Origin of the sequence: Streptomyces sp. NPDC050439 (assembly GCF_040655335.1) — a bacterium.
Classification (GTDB): domain Bacteria; phylum Actinomycetota; class Actinomycetes; order Streptomycetales; family Streptomycetaceae; genus Streptomyces.
Window position 1 is genome coordinate 383,603 of sequence record NZ_JBFAJT010000006.1, and the last position, 17,299, is coordinate 400,901.

14 protein-coding genes are annotated in these 17,299 nt (G+C 71.2%); 5 read left to right on the top strand and 9 right to left on the bottom strand.

Annotated elements, in window-relative coordinates; all coding sequences use genetic code 11:
• Window positions 1-102: 102 nt before the first annotated feature.
• The 5 genes from AB0I66_RS26290 to AB0I66_RS26310 form a co-directional block, all read right to left on the bottom strand.
• Window positions 103-738, bottom strand: a complete 636-nt coding sequence (locus AB0I66_RS26290) for a DUF4232 domain-containing protein (RefSeq protein ID WP_363210393.1) — start codon at window positions 736-738, stop codon at window positions 103-105.
• An 85-nt stretch (window positions 739-823) separates the two neighbouring features.
• The gene (locus tag AB0I66_RS26295; protein ID WP_363210394.1) at window positions 824-3,001 is read right to left on the bottom strand and encodes a BTAD domain-containing putative transcriptional regulator; all 2,178 of its coding nucleotides are present in this window, start codon (window positions 2,999-3,001) and stop codon (window positions 824-826) included.
• Between the two features lie 169 nt (window positions 3,002-3,170).
• A complete protein-coding gene (locus tag AB0I66_RS26300; RefSeq protein ID WP_363210395.1) occupies window positions 3,171-3,392 on the bottom strand; it encodes a DUF6458 family protein in 222 nt (73 codons plus the stop codon).
• 137 nt (window positions 3,393-3,529) lie between these two features.
• Window positions 3,530-4,834, bottom strand: a complete 1,305-nt coding sequence (locus AB0I66_RS26305) for a M18 family aminopeptidase (RefSeq protein WP_363210396.1) — start codon at window positions 4,832-4,834, stop codon at window positions 3,530-3,532.
• Between the two features lie 744 nt (window positions 4,835-5,578).
• Complete coding sequence (locus tag AB0I66_RS26310) at window positions 5,579-7,405, bottom strand: acyl-CoA dehydrogenase (RefSeq protein WP_363210397.1); 1,827 nt, start codon at window positions 7,403-7,405, stop codon at window positions 5,579-5,581.
• A 144-nt stretch (window positions 7,406-7,549) separates the two neighbouring features.
• Here AB0I66_RS26310 and AB0I66_RS26315 point away from each other — a divergent pair, with 144 nt between their 5' ends.
• From AB0I66_RS26315 to AB0I66_RS26325, 3 genes are all read left to right on the top strand, one after another.
• Window positions 7,550-8,038 (top strand): SseB family protein, encoded by a 489-nt coding sequence (locus AB0I66_RS26315; RefSeq protein ID WP_363210398.1) that lies wholly within the window; start codon window positions 7,550-7,552, stop codon window positions 8,036-8,038.
• A 150-nt stretch (window positions 8,039-8,188) separates the two neighbouring features.
• A complete protein-coding gene (locus tag AB0I66_RS26320) occupies window positions 8,189-9,145 on the top strand; it encodes a pirin family protein (protein ID WP_363210399.1) in 957 nt (318 codons plus the stop codon).
• A gap of 60 nt (window positions 9,146-9,205) precedes the next feature.
• Window positions 9,206-10,267 (top strand): AI-2E family transporter, encoded by a 1,062-nt coding sequence (locus tag AB0I66_RS26325; protein WP_363210400.1) that lies wholly within the window; start codon window positions 9,206-9,208, stop codon window positions 10,265-10,267.
• On the opposite strand, the gene AB0I66_RS26330 is transcribed toward AB0I66_RS26325, so the two are convergent.
• Window positions 10,268-12,439, bottom strand: a complete 2,172-nt coding sequence (locus AB0I66_RS26330) for a SpoIIE family protein phosphatase (protein WP_363210401.1) — start codon at window positions 12,437-12,439, stop codon at window positions 10,268-10,270. It abuts the gene before it with no gap.
• A 178-nt stretch (window positions 12,440-12,617) separates the two neighbouring features.
• On the opposite strand from AB0I66_RS26330, the gene aspS reads away from it, so the two are divergent.
• On the top strand, window positions 12,618-14,402 hold the full coding sequence (aspS, locus tag AB0I66_RS26335) for an aspartate--tRNA ligase (protein WP_363210402.1): 1,785 nt from the start codon (window positions 12,618-12,620) through the stop codon (window positions 14,400-14,402).
• A 199-nt stretch (window positions 14,403-14,601) separates the two neighbouring features.
• Here the strand turns inward: aspS and AB0I66_RS26340 are convergent, their stop codons facing one another.
• Window positions 14,602-15,042, bottom strand: coding sequence for a hypothetical protein (locus AB0I66_RS26340; RefSeq protein WP_363210403.1), 441 nt, complete (start codon window positions 15,040-15,042; stop codon window positions 14,602-14,604).
• Window positions 15,043-15,069: 27 nt separating this feature from the next.
• Window positions 15,070-15,969 carry an NAD(P)-binding domain-containing protein gene (locus AB0I66_RS26345; protein WP_363210404.1) on the bottom strand — a complete coding sequence of 300 codons (900 nt, stop codon included), beginning with the start codon at window positions 15,967-15,969 and terminating at the stop codon, window positions 15,070-15,072.
• Window positions 15,970-16,072: 103 nt separating this feature from the next.
• Between AB0I66_RS26345 and AB0I66_RS26350 the strand changes: the two genes are divergently transcribed.
• Window positions 16,073-16,702, top strand: coding sequence for a TetR/AcrR family transcriptional regulator (locus AB0I66_RS26350; RefSeq protein WP_363210405.1), 630 nt, complete (start codon window positions 16,073-16,075; stop codon window positions 16,700-16,702).
• A gap of 161 nt (window positions 16,703-16,863) precedes the next feature.
• Here AB0I66_RS26350 and AB0I66_RS26355 read toward each other — a convergent pair whose 3' ends face one another.
• A complete protein-coding gene (locus tag AB0I66_RS26355; RefSeq protein ID WP_363210406.1) occupies window positions 16,864-17,049 on the bottom strand; it encodes a hypothetical protein in 186 nt (61 codons plus the stop codon).
• Between the last annotated feature and the right edge of the window lie 250 nt (window positions 17,050-17,299).

Below are 17,299 nucleotides of genomic sequence, written 5' to 3' on the forward strand. Positions count from 1 at the left end.
GCGGGCATGACACAGCCGGCCCGTGCCACTCGGGGGAAAGTGGGACACAGACCGGCTGTGGATCAGGGGAGGACGCGAAGGCGTCGCGGCATGCCGTCGTCCTTACGACATGGCGTCCTCAAGGTTGTTCTGCCAGTACGTGACGCGCGAGCCCGCGTCGAGCAGCAGGCCCGCCGCGCCGGGGGAGTTCACCGTGACGTGGCCGTCCGTGGCCTTGCCGCCCTTGGTGACGAGCGTGACGCCGAGCTTCTTTGAGCGGTGGGTCCTTTCGGCGTCGATGCTCGCGAGGTTGACCGCGGCGTAGGCGGACCGGTCCGGCGCGAGGCGGACGACCGACCTCGGGCGGGTTTTCTGGGCCACCGGGAGGTTCTTGCCCGCCGTCGGGTCGCTGACGAGGGGGGCGCCGAGGACCGCGCAGGCCTTGCCGCCGTTGTTGGTGATCTTGAGCAGGACGACGGGTGCGGTGCCGCCGGTGTCCTCCATGCTGATCTCCGCGGTGCGCGGCGTGCAGTCGCCGTCGGCGGCCGGAGCGGGGGATTCCGATTCCGGGCCGCCGGACGCGGTGGCCGACGCCTTGCCCGCGCCGGACGCTCCGTCGCCGCCGCTTCCGCTCCGGGCCCCGTCCGCTCTCCCCTCGGCGCTCCCGCTGTCGCCGTAGCAGGCCGTGAGCGAGAGGGAGAGTGCGGCGAGCGCCGCGACGGCGAGCGCGGCACGCGTGGTGCGAGCGGTGGTGCGCATGGCGGTGACTCCCCCGTGATTGGTGGTCGCTCGGGCTTGCTCCACTGAGCCTGCCGCCCGCCACTGGCGTTCCGCTAACACCTGGCTAATGACTCGTTGGCCGCCGCAGCTCCTCGGGACGGGGCCTGCGGAACGTCGTGGTCGCGGAGCCGTCCAGACCGCGGGCGAAGAGCCGCACCAGATCGGGCAGGACGTAGCGCCCCGCGCCCTCCTCCTGGACCAGGTGCGCCGCTGCAAGGCGGTCGAGTCCCTCGCGGGCGGCGGACACGTTCACCCCCGCGAGGTCGGCGGCCCGGTGCGCGTCCACGTCCGGGGTGGAGGCGCGGGCCAGCGCGGCGAGCAACCAGGAGTCGCTGCCCGGCAGTTGGGCCACCGAGGTGCGCAGCGCGGCCGCGACACCGGTGTCCTCGGCGGAGAGCAGGGCCAGCCGCTGCTCCTCGTCGGCGAGTTCGGCGGCCAGGCCGGCCACGGAACGCTGGGGGCGCCCGATGAGCCGGGCGGCCGCGGTGCGCAGGGCGAGCGGGAGGCCGTCGCAGAGGCGGGCGATCCGGCGTACGTCCTCGGAGTCGGTGTCCGGGCCGGCGCTCTGCCCGAGGGCGCGCAGGAACAGCTCGGCGCCGTCGCGCTCGCTGAGCGCGCCGATCGGCACGGGGCGCGCGCAGTCCGACGCGACGAGGCCGTCGAGGCGGTTGCGGCTGGTGATGAGGGTGGTGCAGTGGGGCGCGCCGGGCAGGAGCGGGCGGACCTGGGCGGAGTCGTGGGCGTTGTCGAGTACGACGACGATGCGCCGTTCGGCGAGGAGCGAGCGGTAGAGGGCCGCCGCCGGTTCGATGCCGCCCGGCACGTCCTGCTGCCGCACGCCCAGGGCGAGGAGGAACTCCCGCAGGACGCGCTCGGGGTGGGCGGGGTCGCCGCCGCTGAAACCGCGCAGGTCGGCGAAGAGGTGGCCCTCCGGCTGCGGGTCCGGGTGGTGGTGCGCCCACTGCAGGACGAGGGCGGTCTTGCCCACGCCCGCGGGACCGGTGAGCAGGACGATCGGCGCCTCCGTCTCCTCGGCGAGCACGGTCTCCAGGGCGGCGAGCTCCTCCTCGCGGGCGGCGAAGGCGCGCGGCGCGCGGGGCAGCAGGCGGGGGATCGCGTTGCCCGGCAGGGGCCCGTCCGCCGGGGCGTCGGGGGCGGAGGTGCCGGAAGTGACGGCTGCGGCGACCCCCGCGTCCTGGGCACCGGCTCCCGGCGCCGCGGGCTGCGTCCGCCCGGCCGCGGGCCCCCGGCCCTGACCCTGACCGGCCGGGCCCGTCCCCGCGTCCAGCGCGGCCCGGCTTCCCGCGACGGCGGCGGGAGGCCCGGCGGGTGGGGCGGATGCGGCGGAGGTGGCAGGGGCGGCCGGTCCAGGAGAGCCCCCCGCCCCACGGGAGCCGGCGGATGCGGCGGCGGGAGCAGCACCGCCGCCCCCGAGGCCCATGTCGTACCGCCCGCGCCGACGCGGCGGCGGGGCGCCCAGCATCGGGTGGGCGCCGGTGTCGGGCTCGCCGTTGAGGATCTCCTCGTACGCCCGGCGCAGCTTCTTGCCGGGGTCCACCCCCAGCTCCTCGGCGAGGAGTTCGCGCGTCCGGTGGTAGAACTCCAGCGCCTCGGACTGCCTGCCGCACCGCTGAAGGGCCCGCATCAGGGCCGCCACCAGGGCCTCCCGCAGCGGGTGCTGGACCGACTCCGCGCGCAGCAGCCCCACGGCCTGGCCGTGCGAGCCGAGCTTTCCGTACGCCTCGGCGAGCTGCTCGACGGTGACGAGGCGGCTCTCCTCCAGGCCCCGCGCGGCGGCCAGCATCGGCTCCGTGGCGACGGTGCCGGTCAGCGCGGGCCCGTTCCACAGCGCGAGCGCCTCGCGCAGCATCAGCGCCGTGTCCGAGGGCTCCCGCTGTCGGCCGGCCAGTTTGACGAGGTCCTCGAAGCGGCTGACGTCGAGCAAGGTCTCCGGGAACTGAAGGGCGTACGCACCGCCCTGGGTGGCGAGCTCCACGCCGTACGCGTCCAGGCCCGCCTCGACGAGCAGGGCGCGCAGCCGGGAGATGTGGCCCTGGATGACGGTGCGTGCGTGCAGCGGCGGTTCGCCGTCCCACAGGGTCTCGGTCAGGGCGTCCACCGAGACCGGCGTGCCCGCCCGCAGCAGCAGCGCCGCGAGCAGGCTGCGGCGCTTGGCCGGGCCGAGGGGGACGGGTCCGCTGCCTCCGGCGACGCTCACCGGTCCGAGCAGCTGGAACTCCACCTGGCCTCAACTCCTCTGCCGCGCTTGCGCTTCGTGCCCGCGCCTCGCGCCTCGCCTCATGATTCGAACAAGGCCCAAGAGTATCGCCGGGCCCGGCGGCCACGAAGGTGGCCACCGGGCCCGGCGACGAGGAGCGGCTGAAAACGTCGGCCCGCGAGCGGGGCGGCCGTCAGTAGCGGTGGTGGTGGTCGTTGTCCGTCTCGACCACGGTCGCGCCCGGGGGCACGACCGTCTTGCGACGAGCGTTGGTGAACGCGGCGACGCCGATCACGCCCACAGCCATCATGATCAGACCGGTGACGGTGAGGTTGATGCCTTCCATCTCCCAGTCGGTGGCGAACGCGAGGATGGCGCCCGCGGCGATCAGAATGATGCATCCGCCCAGGCCCATGAGGACCGCCTCCCTAAGTCGTGGCAGGGCACCCGGGTACCCGGACCCGGCACGGACACACGGATAAGCGGAAAACGGCCTTCAGTTCTGCTGGTTCAGCCTTCGGTCACGCGACTTCAGCCTTCGGCCACGCGGCTTCAGCCTTCGAGGAAGGCCACCAGCGCGTTGGCGAGAAGATGCGGGTCGTCGGCGCCGCACAGCTCGCGCACGCTGTGCATGGAGAGGATCGCGACGCCGATGTCGACGGTCTTGATGCCGTGCCGGGCCGCGGTGATCGGCCCGATGGTGGTGCCGCAGGGCATCGCGTTGTTCGAGACGAAGCTCTGGAAGGGCACGCCGGCCTTGTCGCAGGCGGCGGCGAACACGGCACGGCCCGCGCCGTCCGTGGCGTACCGGTTGTTGACGTTGACCTTGAGGATCGGGCCGCCGTTGGCGCGCGGGTGGTGCGTCGGGTCGTGCCGCTCCGCGTAGTTGGGGTGCACGGCGTGGCCCGTGTCGGAGGAGAGGCAGACCGTGCCGGCGAAGGCGCGGGCCCTGTCCTCGTACGTGCCGCCGCGGGCGAAGACGGAGCGTTCGAGGACGCTTCCGAGCAGCGGGCCGTCCGCGCCCGTGTCGGACTGGGAGCCGTTCTCCTCGTGGTCGAAGGCGGCGAACACGGGGATGTACGGCAGGGAGTCGGCGCCGTCCGCCGTGGCGACGGCGGCGAGCGCCGCCGTACAGGCGTGCACGGACAGGAGGTTGTCCATCCGCGGGCCCGCGATGAGGTCGCGGTCGCGGCCGAGGTATGCGGGTGCCTCGATGGGGTGCGTCATCAGGTCCCAGCCGGTGACGTCGCCGGGGGCGAGCCCCGCCTCTTCCTCCAGGAAGCCGATGAGGTCGCCCTCGTGGACGTCGTCGCCCAGGCCCCAGATGGGCTGCATGTGCTTCTGCTTGTCGAGCTTGAGGCCGTCGGCGACGACGCCGCGGTCCATGTGGATGGCCAGCTGCGGCACCCTCAGGAGCGGCCGGTCGATGTTCACCAGGCGCGTCGAGCCGTCCCGCAGGGAGAGCCTGCCCGCGAGGCCGAGGTCGCGGTCGAGCCAGGAGTTGAGCAGCGGACCGCCGTAGATCTCGACGGCGACCTGCCGCCAGCCGTGCGCGCCGGCGTCCGGCTTCGGCTTCACGCGGAGGTTCGGTGAGTCGGTGTGGGCCCCGACGACGCGGTACGGGGTGTGCGCCGATGCCCCTTCGGGCACGAACCAGGCCACGATCGCGCCGCCGCGCTGCACGTACTTCCCGCCGGTCGATCCGTCCCAGGCGTCGGTCTCCTCGACCTGCCGGAAACCGGCCTTCTCCAGCCGCTCCGCGGCGGATGCCACGGCGTGGTACGGCGAGGGGCTTGCCGCGAGGAAGGTCAGCAGGTCGTCGGAGTGGCCGCGGTCGAAGCGGGCAGGTGTGCTCATGGCTTCCAGCCTAGCTAGCGGTTTCCCCCGGGCGCGGGGGCCCGTTTCCGGGAGGTTCTGTACCGGATCTGCCCGTATCCGGGGGACGTGTACCGCCGCGTCACCTGCCGGGCCTGCCCCGCCGCTTCGCGCCGGATTTCTCCCGCCCACCCACCCGTTTACCCGGCGTCCTGCCCTGACCGGCCTTCGTCCGCGCCTACCACGCCGCTTCGCGCCGGATTTTTCCCGCCCACCCGCCCGTTTACCCGGCGTCCTGTCCTGACCGGCCTTCGTCCGCGCCTCCGTCCGGGCCTGGCCCGCCGCTTCGCGCCGGATCTCTCCCGCCCACCCGCCCGATTGCCCGGCATCCTGCCCTGACCGGTCCCTGGATGACGCGGGGTGATCGGGTGGGTGGGCGGGAAAGTCTGCGCCGCGAAGCGGCGATCCGGGACTGCCGGTGGAGAGGGGAGGTGGCCCGCCCCCATGGTCTGCGCCGCGGAGCGGCGGGTCGGGGCTGCCGGTGGTGAGCGGAGGTGGCCTGCCCCCATGGTCTGTGCCGCGAAGCGGCGGGTCGGGACTGCCGGTGGTGAACGGAGGTGGCCCGGCCCCAAAGTCGGCGCCGCGAAGCGGCAGGTCGGAGCGGGCAGCCGGAAACGGCAGCGGCCCGCCCCATGGTCTGTGCCGCGAAGCGGGCGGCCGGAAACGGCAGCGGCCCGCCCCCCGGATTCCGGGAGCGGGCCACAGCAAAGCGTCGCGGAGGTCAGATCAGAACGCCGACTCGTCCAGTTCCATCAGGTCCAGTGCCACGCCCTCCGAGAGCTTCCGCTCGGTCGCGACGCCCGGCAGGACGTTCGCGGCGAAGAACTTGGCCGCAGCGATCTTGCCCTCGTAGAAGGGCTTGTCCTTCGCGGAGGCCGTCGCCAGCTTTTCGGCCGCCACCGCCGCGCCACGCAGCAGCAGGTAGCCGACGACCACGTCGCCCGAGACCATCAGGAGGCGGGTCGTGTTGAGGCCGACCTTGTAGATGGACTTCACGTCCTGCTCGGTGCCCGCGAGGTCCGTCAGCATGACGCCGACGATGGCCTCGAGGTCGACCGCGGCCTTGGCCAGCTCCTCGCGGGCCCCGGCCAGCGTGTCACCGCCCGTGCCGACCGCGAGGAACTTCTTGATCTCCTCGGCGAGGCCGTTGAGGGCGGCACCCTGGTTGCGGACGATCTTCCGGAAGAAGTAGTCCTGGCCCTGGATGGCCGTCGTGCCCTCGTAGAGGGTGTCGATCTTGGCGTCACGGATGTACTGCTCGATGGGGTACTCCTGGAGGTACCCCGAGCCGCCGAACGTCTGGAGCGACTGCGCCAGCTGCTCGTACGACTTCTCCGAGCCGTAGCCCTTGACGATCGGGAGCAGGAGGTCGTTCAGGGCGATCAGCGCCGACGCGTCCTCGCCCGCCGCCTCCTTGATCTGGATGTCGTCCTGGACGGCCGCGGTGTGCAGCACCAGGGCGCGCATGCCCTCCGCGTACGCCTTCTGCGTCATGAGGGAGCGGCGCACATCGGGGTGGTGGGTGATCGTCACCTTCGGCGCCGTCTTGTCCATGAACTGGGCCAGGTCCGGGCCCTGCACGCGCTCCTTGGCGTACTCCAGGGCGTTCAGGTAACCCGTCGAGAGCGTCGCGATGGCCTTCGTGCCGACCATCATGCGGGCGAACTCGATGATCATGAACATCTGGCGGATGCCGTCGTGCTTGTCGCCGATCAGCCAGCCCTTGGCGGGGTGCTGGTCGCCGAACGTCATCTCGCACGTGTTGGACGCCTTGAGGCCCATCTTGTGCTCGACGTTCGTCGCGTACACGCCGTTGCGCTCGCCGAGCTCGCCGGTCTCCCAGTCGAACTCGTACTTCGGGACCAGGAAGAGCGAGAGGCCCTTCGTGCCGGGGCCGTGGCCCTCGGGGCGGGCGAGGACGTAGTGGAGGATGTTCTCCGACATGTCGTGCTCACCGGACGTGATGAAGCGCTTCACGCCCTCGATGTGCCAGGAGCCGTCCTCCTGCAGAGTCGCCTTCGTGCGGCCCGCGCCCACGTCCGAACCGGCGTCCGGCTCGGTCAGGACCATCGTCGAGCCCCACTGCTTCTCGACGGCGATCGCGGCGATCTTCTTCTGCGCCTCGTTGCCCTCGTCGTGCAGGATGCCCGCGAACGCCGGACCGGAGGAGTACATCCACACGGCCGGGTTGGCGCCGAGCAGCAGCTCCGCGTAACCCCAGATCAGGGAGCGGGGCGCGGTCGTGCCGCCGATGCCCTCGGGCAGGCCCAGGCGCCAGTACTCGGAGTCCATGAAGGCCTGGTAGCTCTTCTTGAAGGACGCCGGTACGGGAGCGGTGTTGGTGGCCGGGTCGAAGACCGGCGGGTTGCGGTCGGCGTCCTCGAAGGACTCGGCCAGCTCGTTCTCGGCGAGGCGGCGCAGCTCCTCGAGGATGCTCTTGGCGGTGTCGACGTCCATCTCGGCGAACGGGCCGGTGCCGTACAGCTTGTCGCGGCCGAGCACCTCGAAGAGGTTGAACTCGATGTCGCGGAGATTCGACTTGTAGTGCCCCATGGCGACGGCTCCGTAAGCAGAAAGGGATCAACAGGATCAGTACCAGCAAGTAGCTACGATGATGCTACCCGCCAGTAATAAGAAGCAACCCCTAATAGGGCATCTGTGACTCAGTCCTCGTGCGGGCTCAGTACTCTTGCGGGCATGTACGGCTACGACCAGAGCCCAGGCGCCCAGCAGCAGTACGCCCCGCCCGGGGCCCAGCCACCGCCGCAGCAGATGCCGGGCGGCGCGCAAGGGTACGCACAGCAGCCTCCGCTCTACCCCGAGCCGTCGCCCCCGTCCCTCGCGGACGCGGTGCGCGCCTTCACCACGGGCTCGATGTCCGCCGAGGACTTCCAGCAGGCCTTCGCCACCTCGAAGGTCTACTGCCCGCGTGGCGACAACCCGGGCTTCCTCGCCCTGCACAACACCCAGCAGCCGGTCATCCCGATGTTCACCTCCCTCAAGGAGCTGCGCCGGTACGCGGGCAAGGAGTCCAAGTACTTCGTGATCACGGGCGCCGAGGTCATCGACCTCCTCCCCACCGGTTACGGCTTCGTCCTCGACATGGAGGGCGAGCACCGCATGGTCTTCGACGCCAAGGCCGTCGAGCAGATGGTCGACTTCGCCATGCGCCGGATGTATGGCTAGACGCCATTGCTGCGCAGACGGCCGGCCGCCGCCCGCGGAATCAGGCCACCCCGGACGCCCGGAGGGAATTCCCTCCGGGCGTTCCGCGTTCCCGGTGGCAAGAAGTTCTACGTTCAACTAAAGTGAGCGTACGAAGAAGGAGGCACCGACATGCCCGCTGTGACCGTCGAGAACCCGCTGACCCTGCCCCGAGTGGCCGCGTCCGGCGACGCCGTGGCCCGCCCCGTGCTCGCCGTGACGACCGCGCCCAGCGGTTTCGAGGGCGAGGGCTTCCCGGTGCGCCGGGCGTTCGCCGGGATCAACTACAAGTACCTCGACCCGTTCATCATGATGGACCAGATGGGTGAGGTGGACTACGGAGCCGGCGAGCCCAAGGGCACGCCCTGGCACCCCCACCGCGGCTTCGAGACCGTCACGTACCTGATCGACGGCACCTTCGTGCACCAGGACTCGAACGGTGGCGGCGGCACCATCCAGAACGGCGACACCCAGTGGATGACCGCGGGCAGCGGCCTCCTGCACATCGAGGCGCCGCCGGAGTCCCTCGTCCAGTCCGGCGGCCTCTTCCACGGCCTCCAGCTCTGGGTGAACCTGCCCGCGCGGGACAAGATGATGGACCCCCGCTACCAGGACATCCGCGGCGGCCAGGTCCAGCTCCTCACCTCCCCCGACGGCGGCGCGCTCCTGCGCGTCATCGCCGGTGAGCTCGACGGACACCAGGGCCCCGGCATCACGCACACGCCCATCACGATGATCCACGCGACGGTCCGCCCCGGCGCCGAGGTCACCCTGCCCTGGCGCGAGGACTTCAACGGCCTCGCGTACGTCCTCGCCGGACGAGGCACGGTCGGAGCCGAGCGCCGCCCGGTCCACATGGGCCAGACGGCCGTCTTCGGCGCCGGTGGCTCGCTGACCGTCCGCGCGGACGAGAAGCAGGACGGGAACACCCCCGACCTGGAGGTCGTGCTGCTCGGCGGACAGCCGATCCGTGAACCGATGGCGCACTACGGACCGTTCGTGATGAACAGTCAGGCCGAGCTCCAGCAGGCGTTCGAGGACTTCCAGAAGGGCCTGCTCGGCACGGTCCCCGCCGTGCACGGCATGTAGCGACCGGCTGTTCGGCGTACACGACATGCGGGGCCACGCGGCCCATGCTCGGGTAGGAGGGTGAGCACCCTTCTGCCCGAGCCCGCACGCCGTACCGCCGCCTGGTGCGTGGTCCTTCTGCTCGTCACGGGCGTGGCCGCCGTGGCGATCTGGCTCTTCGTCACCTTCAAGACCGCCGCGACCCCGGTGCTGCTCGCCCTCCTCGGCACGGCCCTCCTGGGACCCGTCTACCGCTGGCTCCTGAAGATGAAGGTGCAGCGGTCGCTGGCCGCCGGGCTCACCTGTGCGGCCGTCGTCGCGGTCGTGGGCGGCGCCATGTACATCGTGGTCAAGGCCCTCATCGACACCGGCGACCAGATCGTCGCCTCCCTGAAGCAGGCCGCCACCGACCTCTCGAAGCACTTCGGCGCCGCGGGCACCTCCCTGGACGACATGGCGTCCAACGCCAAGGAGCTGTTCGGCAAGTTCGGCGGGTCCGCCGCGTCCGGAGTGATCAGCGGGCTCAGCGTCGTCGGCGAGATGATCGCCATGGCCGTCCTCGCGCTGCTGCTCGTCTTCTTCTTCCTGCGCGACTCCGACCGGGCCCTCGGGTCCATGCGCTCGCTCGCGCCGCGCGGCACCGCCGACACCGTCGAGGCCATGGGGCGACGCGCCTTCGAGGCCGTCGAGGGCTTCATGCGCGGAACCACGTTCATCGCCCTGATCGACGCCCTCTGCATCACCGTCGGGCTCCTGATCCTGCGGGTGCCCGGGGCGTGGGGGCTCGGCGCGCTCGTGTTCATCGGCGCCTACATCCCCTATCTGGGTGCCTTCATCTCCGGCGCCGTCGCCGTCCTGGTCGCGCTCGCCGACCGGGGCTTCGTCATCGCGCTGTGGGTGCTGGGTGTCGTGCTCGCCGTGCAGGTCCTGGAGGGGCACGTGCTCCAGCCGGTGATCCAGTCGCGGACCGTGCAGATGCACCCCGCCATCGTCATGCTGGCCATCGCCGCGGGGGCGTCCGTGGCGGGAGTCCTGGGGATGCTCCTTGCCGTGCCCGTCACGGCGGCGGCCTTCGGGGTGATCGCCGAGCTGCGCGAGCGGAACGCGGCGACGGAGGCGGGCGCCGACCCACCCCGCGTCTGATCAGTCGCCCGCGGCCCCCTCGTACAGCTCGAACCAGATGCTCTTGCCCTCGCCCCGCGGCTCCACCCCCCACTCGTCGGCGAGCAGCTCCATCAGGACCAACCCCCGCCCCGACGAGGCCAGTTCACCGGGGTGGCGCTTGTGCGGCAGGTCGTCGCTGCCGTCCGAGACCTCGGCCCGCAGGCGCCGCGAGCCCGGCTCCCCGATGACCTCGGCGACGAGCAGCGCGTCGCCGTCCGTGTGCACCAGTACGTTCGTGATCATCTCGGAGACCATCAGGACCGCCGAGTCGACCTGGTCGGGGACCGCCCAGTCGTGCAGCAGCTCCCGCACATGGCGCCGCGCCCCCGCGATCCGCTCCGGCTCGGCCTGCGCGACCGTCAGGACGGTGCGCCGGGCGGGCGTGCGATGGGCGGGGTGGCCGGCCCTGCGAAGCAGCAGGACCGCGATGTCGTCCTCGCGCCGGTCAACCAGGGGACCCGTGGTGTGATGCGAGGAAGGCCCGTGCACCGCCTGTACGAGGGTGTCGGCGAGCTCTTCGAGGCCGTCGTCGTCCCCGTCGCCCCCGTGCTCCTCCAGGATCTTGCGGATTCTCGTCCAGCCGCTGTCCAGGTCGTGGCCGCCGGTCTCGATGAGGCCGTCGGTGCAGATCAGCATCGTCTCACCGGCCTCCAGGACGAGCCGGGTCGTGGGGTAGTCCGCGTCCGGGTCGATGCCGAGCGGCAGGCCGCCCGCCGTGGGGCGCAGCAGGACCGTCCCGTCGCTCATCCGTATCGCCGGCTCCGGATGGCCCGCGCGGGCGATCTCCAGGATGCCGGTAACGGGGTCGGCCTCCACGTAGAGGCAGGTCGCGAAGCGCGGGTCGGCGGGGTCGCCGCCCGCGTCGCCGTCCGAGCCGATCGTGATGCCGTCCGTGATCCCCGAGAGGAAGCGGGTGGCCCGGGAGAGCACGGCGTCCGGACGGTGCCCCTCGGAGGCGTACGCGCGCAGGGCGATCCGCAGCTGGCCCATGAGCCCGGCCGCGCGCACGTCATGCCCCTGTACGTCGCCGATGACGAAGGCGATGCGGCCGCTGGGCAGCGGGATCATGTCGTACCAGTCGCCGCCCACCTGGAGCCCGCCCCCGGTGGGCACATACCGCGCGGCCACCGTCATCCCCGGGATGCGCGGCCCGAGCAGCGGCAGCATCGAGCGCTGCAGCCCCTCCGTGAGCTCCCGCTCCGACTCGGCGACCCCGGCCCGCGACAGGGCCTGGGCCAGCATCCGGGCCACCGTCGTCAGGACGGAGCGCTCGTCCGGCGTGAACGAGACGGGGTAGGCGAAGGCCGCGAGCCAGGCGCCCATCGTGCGGCCCGCGACGGTCAGCGGCAGGAACGCCCACGACTGCCGGTCGAAGGGGCGGGCAAGGGGCCACGTGGCGGGATACCGGCGGTGGTACTCCTCGGGGGAGGACAGATAGACCGCGCGGCCCGTGCGGACCACCTCGGCGGCCGGGTAGTCCGTGTCCAGGGGCATCGCCGAGAAGGGCAGGTCGTCCCCCGGCTGATGCCCGTAATGCCCGATGATCTTCAGCCGGTCGCCCTCGACCCCGAAGACACCGAGCCCGTCCGGCGAGAACCCCGGCATGGAGAGCCCGCTGGCGACCCGCAGCACTTCCTCGGTGGACCGCGCCTCGGCGAGCGCGCGCCCCGCGTCGAGCAGGAAGGCCTCGCGGGAGCGCCGCCAGTCGCCCGTGACGGGGGTACGGGCGGCGGCGCCCGGCGGGGGCTCGGTGACCTCCTGGAGGGTGCCGATGAGCTCGTACGCATGCGTGACCTCGTCCACGACCGGCTTGGAGCGGCTGCGCACGATGCGGATCACGCGCCCCTGGTCGTCCATGATCCGCAGGCGGGCCTCGGCGAGCGTGCCCTCGGCGACGGCGAGCTGGACGATGCCGTCGATCTCGTTCCAGTCGACGGGGTGGAAACGGGAGCGCACGCCGGCCTCGGTGAGGGCCTGGGGGTGCGGCGGAAGGCCGAGCAGCCGGGCCGCCTCGGCGTCGAGCGTCACGGTGCCCGCCGAGTTGTCCCAGCGCCACAGGCCGGTGGCGATGGCGGCAAGGACGTCCCGGACGGGAGGCAGGGGCTCGTCCCCGGCCTGCCCCGCCTGCTGCAAGGGATCGTCGGTGCGCATTGACCCACTTTAGGAAGATCGGTGGACAAGCCGCCACCGCCGGAGACGACGGGGAGGCCTTCACGGGTGATCCTGCACGGGTGATCGCCGAAGTAATCCGGAAAGCGATCTCCGCCCGGACGGTAGCCTTAAGGCTTGTCTGCTCTCTCCCCTATTCGCGAAGACTGGATGAACGAAGATGCATCGGTACAGGTCCCACACCTGCGGCGAGCTCCGCGCCTCTGACGTCGGCTCCGACGTCCGGCTGAGCGGCTGGCTGCACAATCGCCGAGACCTGGGTGGCATCCTCTTCATCGATCTGCGCGACCACTACGGCATCACGCAGCTGGTGGCCCGCCCCGGCACGGCCGCCGCCGAGACGCTCGACAAGCTCTCCAAGGAGACGGTCGTCCGCATCGACGGCAAGGTCGTCTCGCGCGGCGCGGAGAACGTGAACCCCGAGCTGCCCACCGGCGAGATCGAGATCGAGGCCGCCGAGGTCGAGGTGCTCGGTGCCGCCCAGCAGATCCCCTTCACGATCAACGCGGACGACGGCGTGAACGAGGAGCGGCGCCTGGAGTACCGCTTCCTCGACCTGCGCCGCGAGCGCATGCACCGCAACATCATGCTGCGCTCGTCCGTGATCGCCTCCATCCGCTCCAAGATGGTGGCCCTCGGCTTCAACGAGATGGCGACGCCGATCCTCGCCGCGACGTCCCCCGAGGGCGCCCGCGACTTCGTCGTCCCGTCCCGCCTGAACCCGGGCAAGTTCTACGCGCTCCCCCAGGCCCCGCAGCAGTTCAAGCAGCTGCTGATGATCTCGGGCTTCGACCGCTACTTCCAGATCGCGCCCTGCTTCCGCGACGAGGACGCGCGCGCCGACCGCTCGCCGGGCGAGTTCTACCAGCTCGACGTCGAGATGAGCTTCGTGGAGCAGGAAGACGTCTTCCAGCCCATCGAGAAGCTCATGACGGAGATCTTCACGGAGTACGGCGGCGGCCGCGAGGTCACGTCCCCGTTCCCCCGCATCCCGTTCCGCGAGTCGATGCTGAAGTACGGCAACGACAAGCCGGACCTGCGCGCGAAGCTCGAACTGACCGACATCACGGACATCTTCGCGGACTCGGAGTTCAAGGCGTTCGCGGGCAAGCACGTCCGCGCCCTCCCGGTCCCGGACACGGCGTCGCAGTCCCGCAAGTTCTTCGACGGCCTCGGTGACTATGCGGTCGAGCAGGGCGCGAAGGGCCTCGCCTGGGTGCGCGTCGCCGAGGACGGCTCGCTGACGGGCCCGATCGCGAAGTTCCTGACGGAGGCGAACGTAGAGGAGCTCACGAAGCGCCTCTCCCTGGCCCCCGGCCACGCGGTGTTCTTCGGCGCGGGCGAGTTCGACGAGGTCTCCAAGATCATGTCCGCCGTCCGCGTCGAGGCCGCGAAGCGCGCCGGCCACTTCGAGGAGGGCGTCTTCCGCTTCTGCTGGATCGTCGACTTCCCGATGTACGAGAAGGACGAGGAGACCGGCAAGATCGACTTCTCCCACAACCCCTTCTCGATGCCGCAGGGCGGCATGAAGGACCTGGAGGAGAAGGACCCGCTCGACATCCTCGCCTGGCAGTACGACATCGTCTGCAACGGCATCGAGCTCTCCTCCGGCGCGATCCGTAACCACGAGCCCGAGGTCATGCTGAAGGCCTTCGCGATCGCGGGCTACGAGGCCGAGACGGTGGAGCGGGAGTTCGCGGGCATGCTCCGCGCCTTCCGCCTCGGCGCCCCGCCGCACGGCGGCATCGCCCCCGGCGTCGACCGCATCGTGATGCTCCTCGCGGACGAGCCGAACATCCGCGAGACGATCGCCTTCCCGCTCAACGGCAACGCCCAGGACCTGATGATGGGCGCGCCGTCGGAGCTGGAGGAGTCCCGCCTGCGCGAACTGAACATCCAGCTCCGCAAGCCGGTCGCGTCCGGCAAGGGGGACGCGGACAAGTAGCCGCTCGCCGCTGAGGCGGGGCGTGGCCGAGGGCGTGGGCGGGGGCGTGCGCCCGGGTCTTCGTCTGGGCCTGCGTCTGGGCTGAGTCGCAGAAAAATCCCGGCCCGCACCTCGATCTGAGGTGCGGCGCCGGGATTTTTCTGCAATCGGACCTCGACTTGAGCGACGTACCGACGTACCGACGTACCGACGCGCCGGGTCAGCCGGTCCGCGTGTGCGGGCCGTCGATCGTCGTCGCGATGGCCCGGCCGCGGAGGCCGGCCGCGATCAGTTCCATCTCGACGAGAGTGCCGACGAGCCCGGCGTCCCGGAGTTCGTCGGCCATCGCACGTGCCTGGCCCAGGGGCAGTTGCAGCACCTCGCGCAGGACGCGCAGCACCGGGGTGAGGCTCGGCACGGTGTCCGCGAGGCGGAGCCGGGCGGGCCCGTGCCGGTCGAGCAGGGCGAGCCGGATGTACGCGGGGGTCGGGCCCCCTGTGTCCTGCTCGCACCACGCGGAGGAGCAGGAGGCGCACGTGCTGTCGTCGGCCCACCACAGGCGGCCGTCGTCGATGAACTGGCCGAGGTCGCGCGTCACTACGCCACCGCAGTCCCCGCATCGCGCGTCGACGGCGGTGACGGTCACTCCTTGGGTGAACACCGGGCTCCTCGGCGGCGTGGCGCCGCATCAGTTCGTGGGGGTCTCCTGGCCCAAGAGTTCCACGATGCTGGAGAAGCTGTCCTTCGCGTGGCCTGCCTCCATTCCGCGGCGGAACAGGTCCGCGACCGCCGACGGGAGGGCCGCGTCCACCCCGGAGTCGGTGTGGGTGTCCACCACGTGCTCCATGCTCGCGAGGCCCATGGCCAGGCGGTCCACGTCGCCGTCGTGGTTGCCCGCGTCGATGCGCGACGAGTAGAAGGACAGGAAGTCCGGCATCCCGGTCATGTTCTGCGAGGCGTACGGGAGGATGTCCGCCGCCGAGAGGCCGTTGGCCTTGGCGAGGGCGACCGCGTACCAGTAACTGGACACGCTCGTCCAGAAGATGACCATGTTGAGCTGGTACATCAGCGCCGCGAGCCCCGGGTCCTCGCCCCGGTAGTCCGTCTCGCCCGTCAGCACCTCAAGAGTCGACCGGTGCTTGTCGTACGCCTCCCGCGGGCCGCTGTAGAAGGTGGACGCGTCGGGGGTCCCGATGCCGGAGGGCGGGGTGAGCACGCCGCCCGTGAGGTGCGTGGCGCCGTGGCCCGCGGCCCAGCTCGCCGCCTCGCGGGCCTTCTTCGGGGTGTCCGAGCTGAGGTTGACGATGACCCGGCCGGAGAGCACGCCCGCCGCCGGTTCCAGTACGCGGTACACCGCGTCGTAGTCCGTGAGGCTCAGGATCACCAACTTGTTGGCGGCAACCGCCTCTTCGGGGGTGGCGGCGAGGACCGCCCCGCGCTGCACCAAGTCGTCCGCGCGGGACGCCGTGCGGTTCCAGAGGGTGACCTGGTGGCCCTTGTCGAGCAGCGCCAGGGCCATCGCGTGGCCCATGGGGCCGAGACCGATGAGGGTGAGAGGGGTTGCAGGAGCCGCAGGGGTGGCGTTCATGAGTGCCTCCACGTCTAGAACGAGCGCTCTATCTAGAGCGTCGGCACAACGTAGCACGGCTCTGGAACGAACGCTCTAATTAGGCTCAAGGTAAAGTGACCGCATGGCCAAGACCAGCGCAGCCGCGACCACCGGCACCCGCGACCGCATCGTCGTCGCCGCCGCACGCCTCCTCCAGCGCCAGGGGTACGTCGGCACCGGCATCAAGCAGATCGCGAAGGACGCGGAGGCCACGCTCGGCTCCGTCTACCACTTCTTTCCCGGCGGCAAGGAAGCCGTCGCGGTGGCCGCGATCACCTACAGCGGCGAGGAGTTCGCCGACATGCTGCGCGCCGCGCTCGCCACGGCCGACGACCCGGGGGCCGCGATCGAGGCCTGCGCGGGGGAACTCGCCGTGGGGCTGCGGGAGTCGGGCTGGGTCGACGGCTGTCCCGTCACCGCCGCCGCCCTGGAGACGTTGGGCACGGACTCGGAGATCCAGCGGGTGTGCGCGGCCGCGCTGGGGAGTTGGGAGCGCCTGGTCGAGGAGAAGCTGCTCGGCTCGGGCTTCGCCGCGCCGGACGCACGGGACCTCGCGACCACCGTGATCAGCGCCCTGGAGGGCGCGGAGGTGACCGCCCAGGTCAACCGCAGCGAGGAGCCGCTACGGGCCGCAGGGCGCCAACTGGCGCGCCTCGTGGGGTCGTACGGGGTACAGGGCGAGGGGGAGCGTGCGGGGGCCGTGGGACGCTAGCTCGCGTGGCGGGCGGGCGGCCGGGAGATGTGCGCCACGGGCGCTGCTGCCGGCTGTTGCCCCCGCTACTGCTGGTTCGCTGTTGTTGGAACGCGTCGGCAGTGGCTCATGAGAGACCGCTCAGTTGTTGAATCGCGTCGCGGCCGGAGCGTGCTGTCCGCTCAGACGGCCGGTGAGTGCGAGGCCGACGCGGCTGTCGCCTCGGCCCACTCCGCCACGAGCTTCTCGTACTCAAGGTGTTGTTCGGGACGAAGATATCCGCCCGTCCGCAGCCAGAGCGCGCGTATCTCCTCGTTCACCTCGGCCGCGGGGCGCGGCCGGTCGGGGGTGTCGGGAGTCGTGGTCATACAGTGAAGCGTACGTACGAAGATGTGAAGACGGCGTGAGTTCTGGTCGAATGTGATCGGTATCGCTATGAGACCCGCATGATCCAGCCAAGTTGGGCAAGAAGCGGGGGCCCGTGACCTGAATCACGAGCCCCCGCGGGTCAGTTCAAGTCCGGCGGTCATAGCCGGACAGTTCAGCCGATTACGACTGCCTAGGACCGCCTACGACGACTGCTTCGGCTCCTCCAGGCGCGTTCTTTCCCCGGATCGC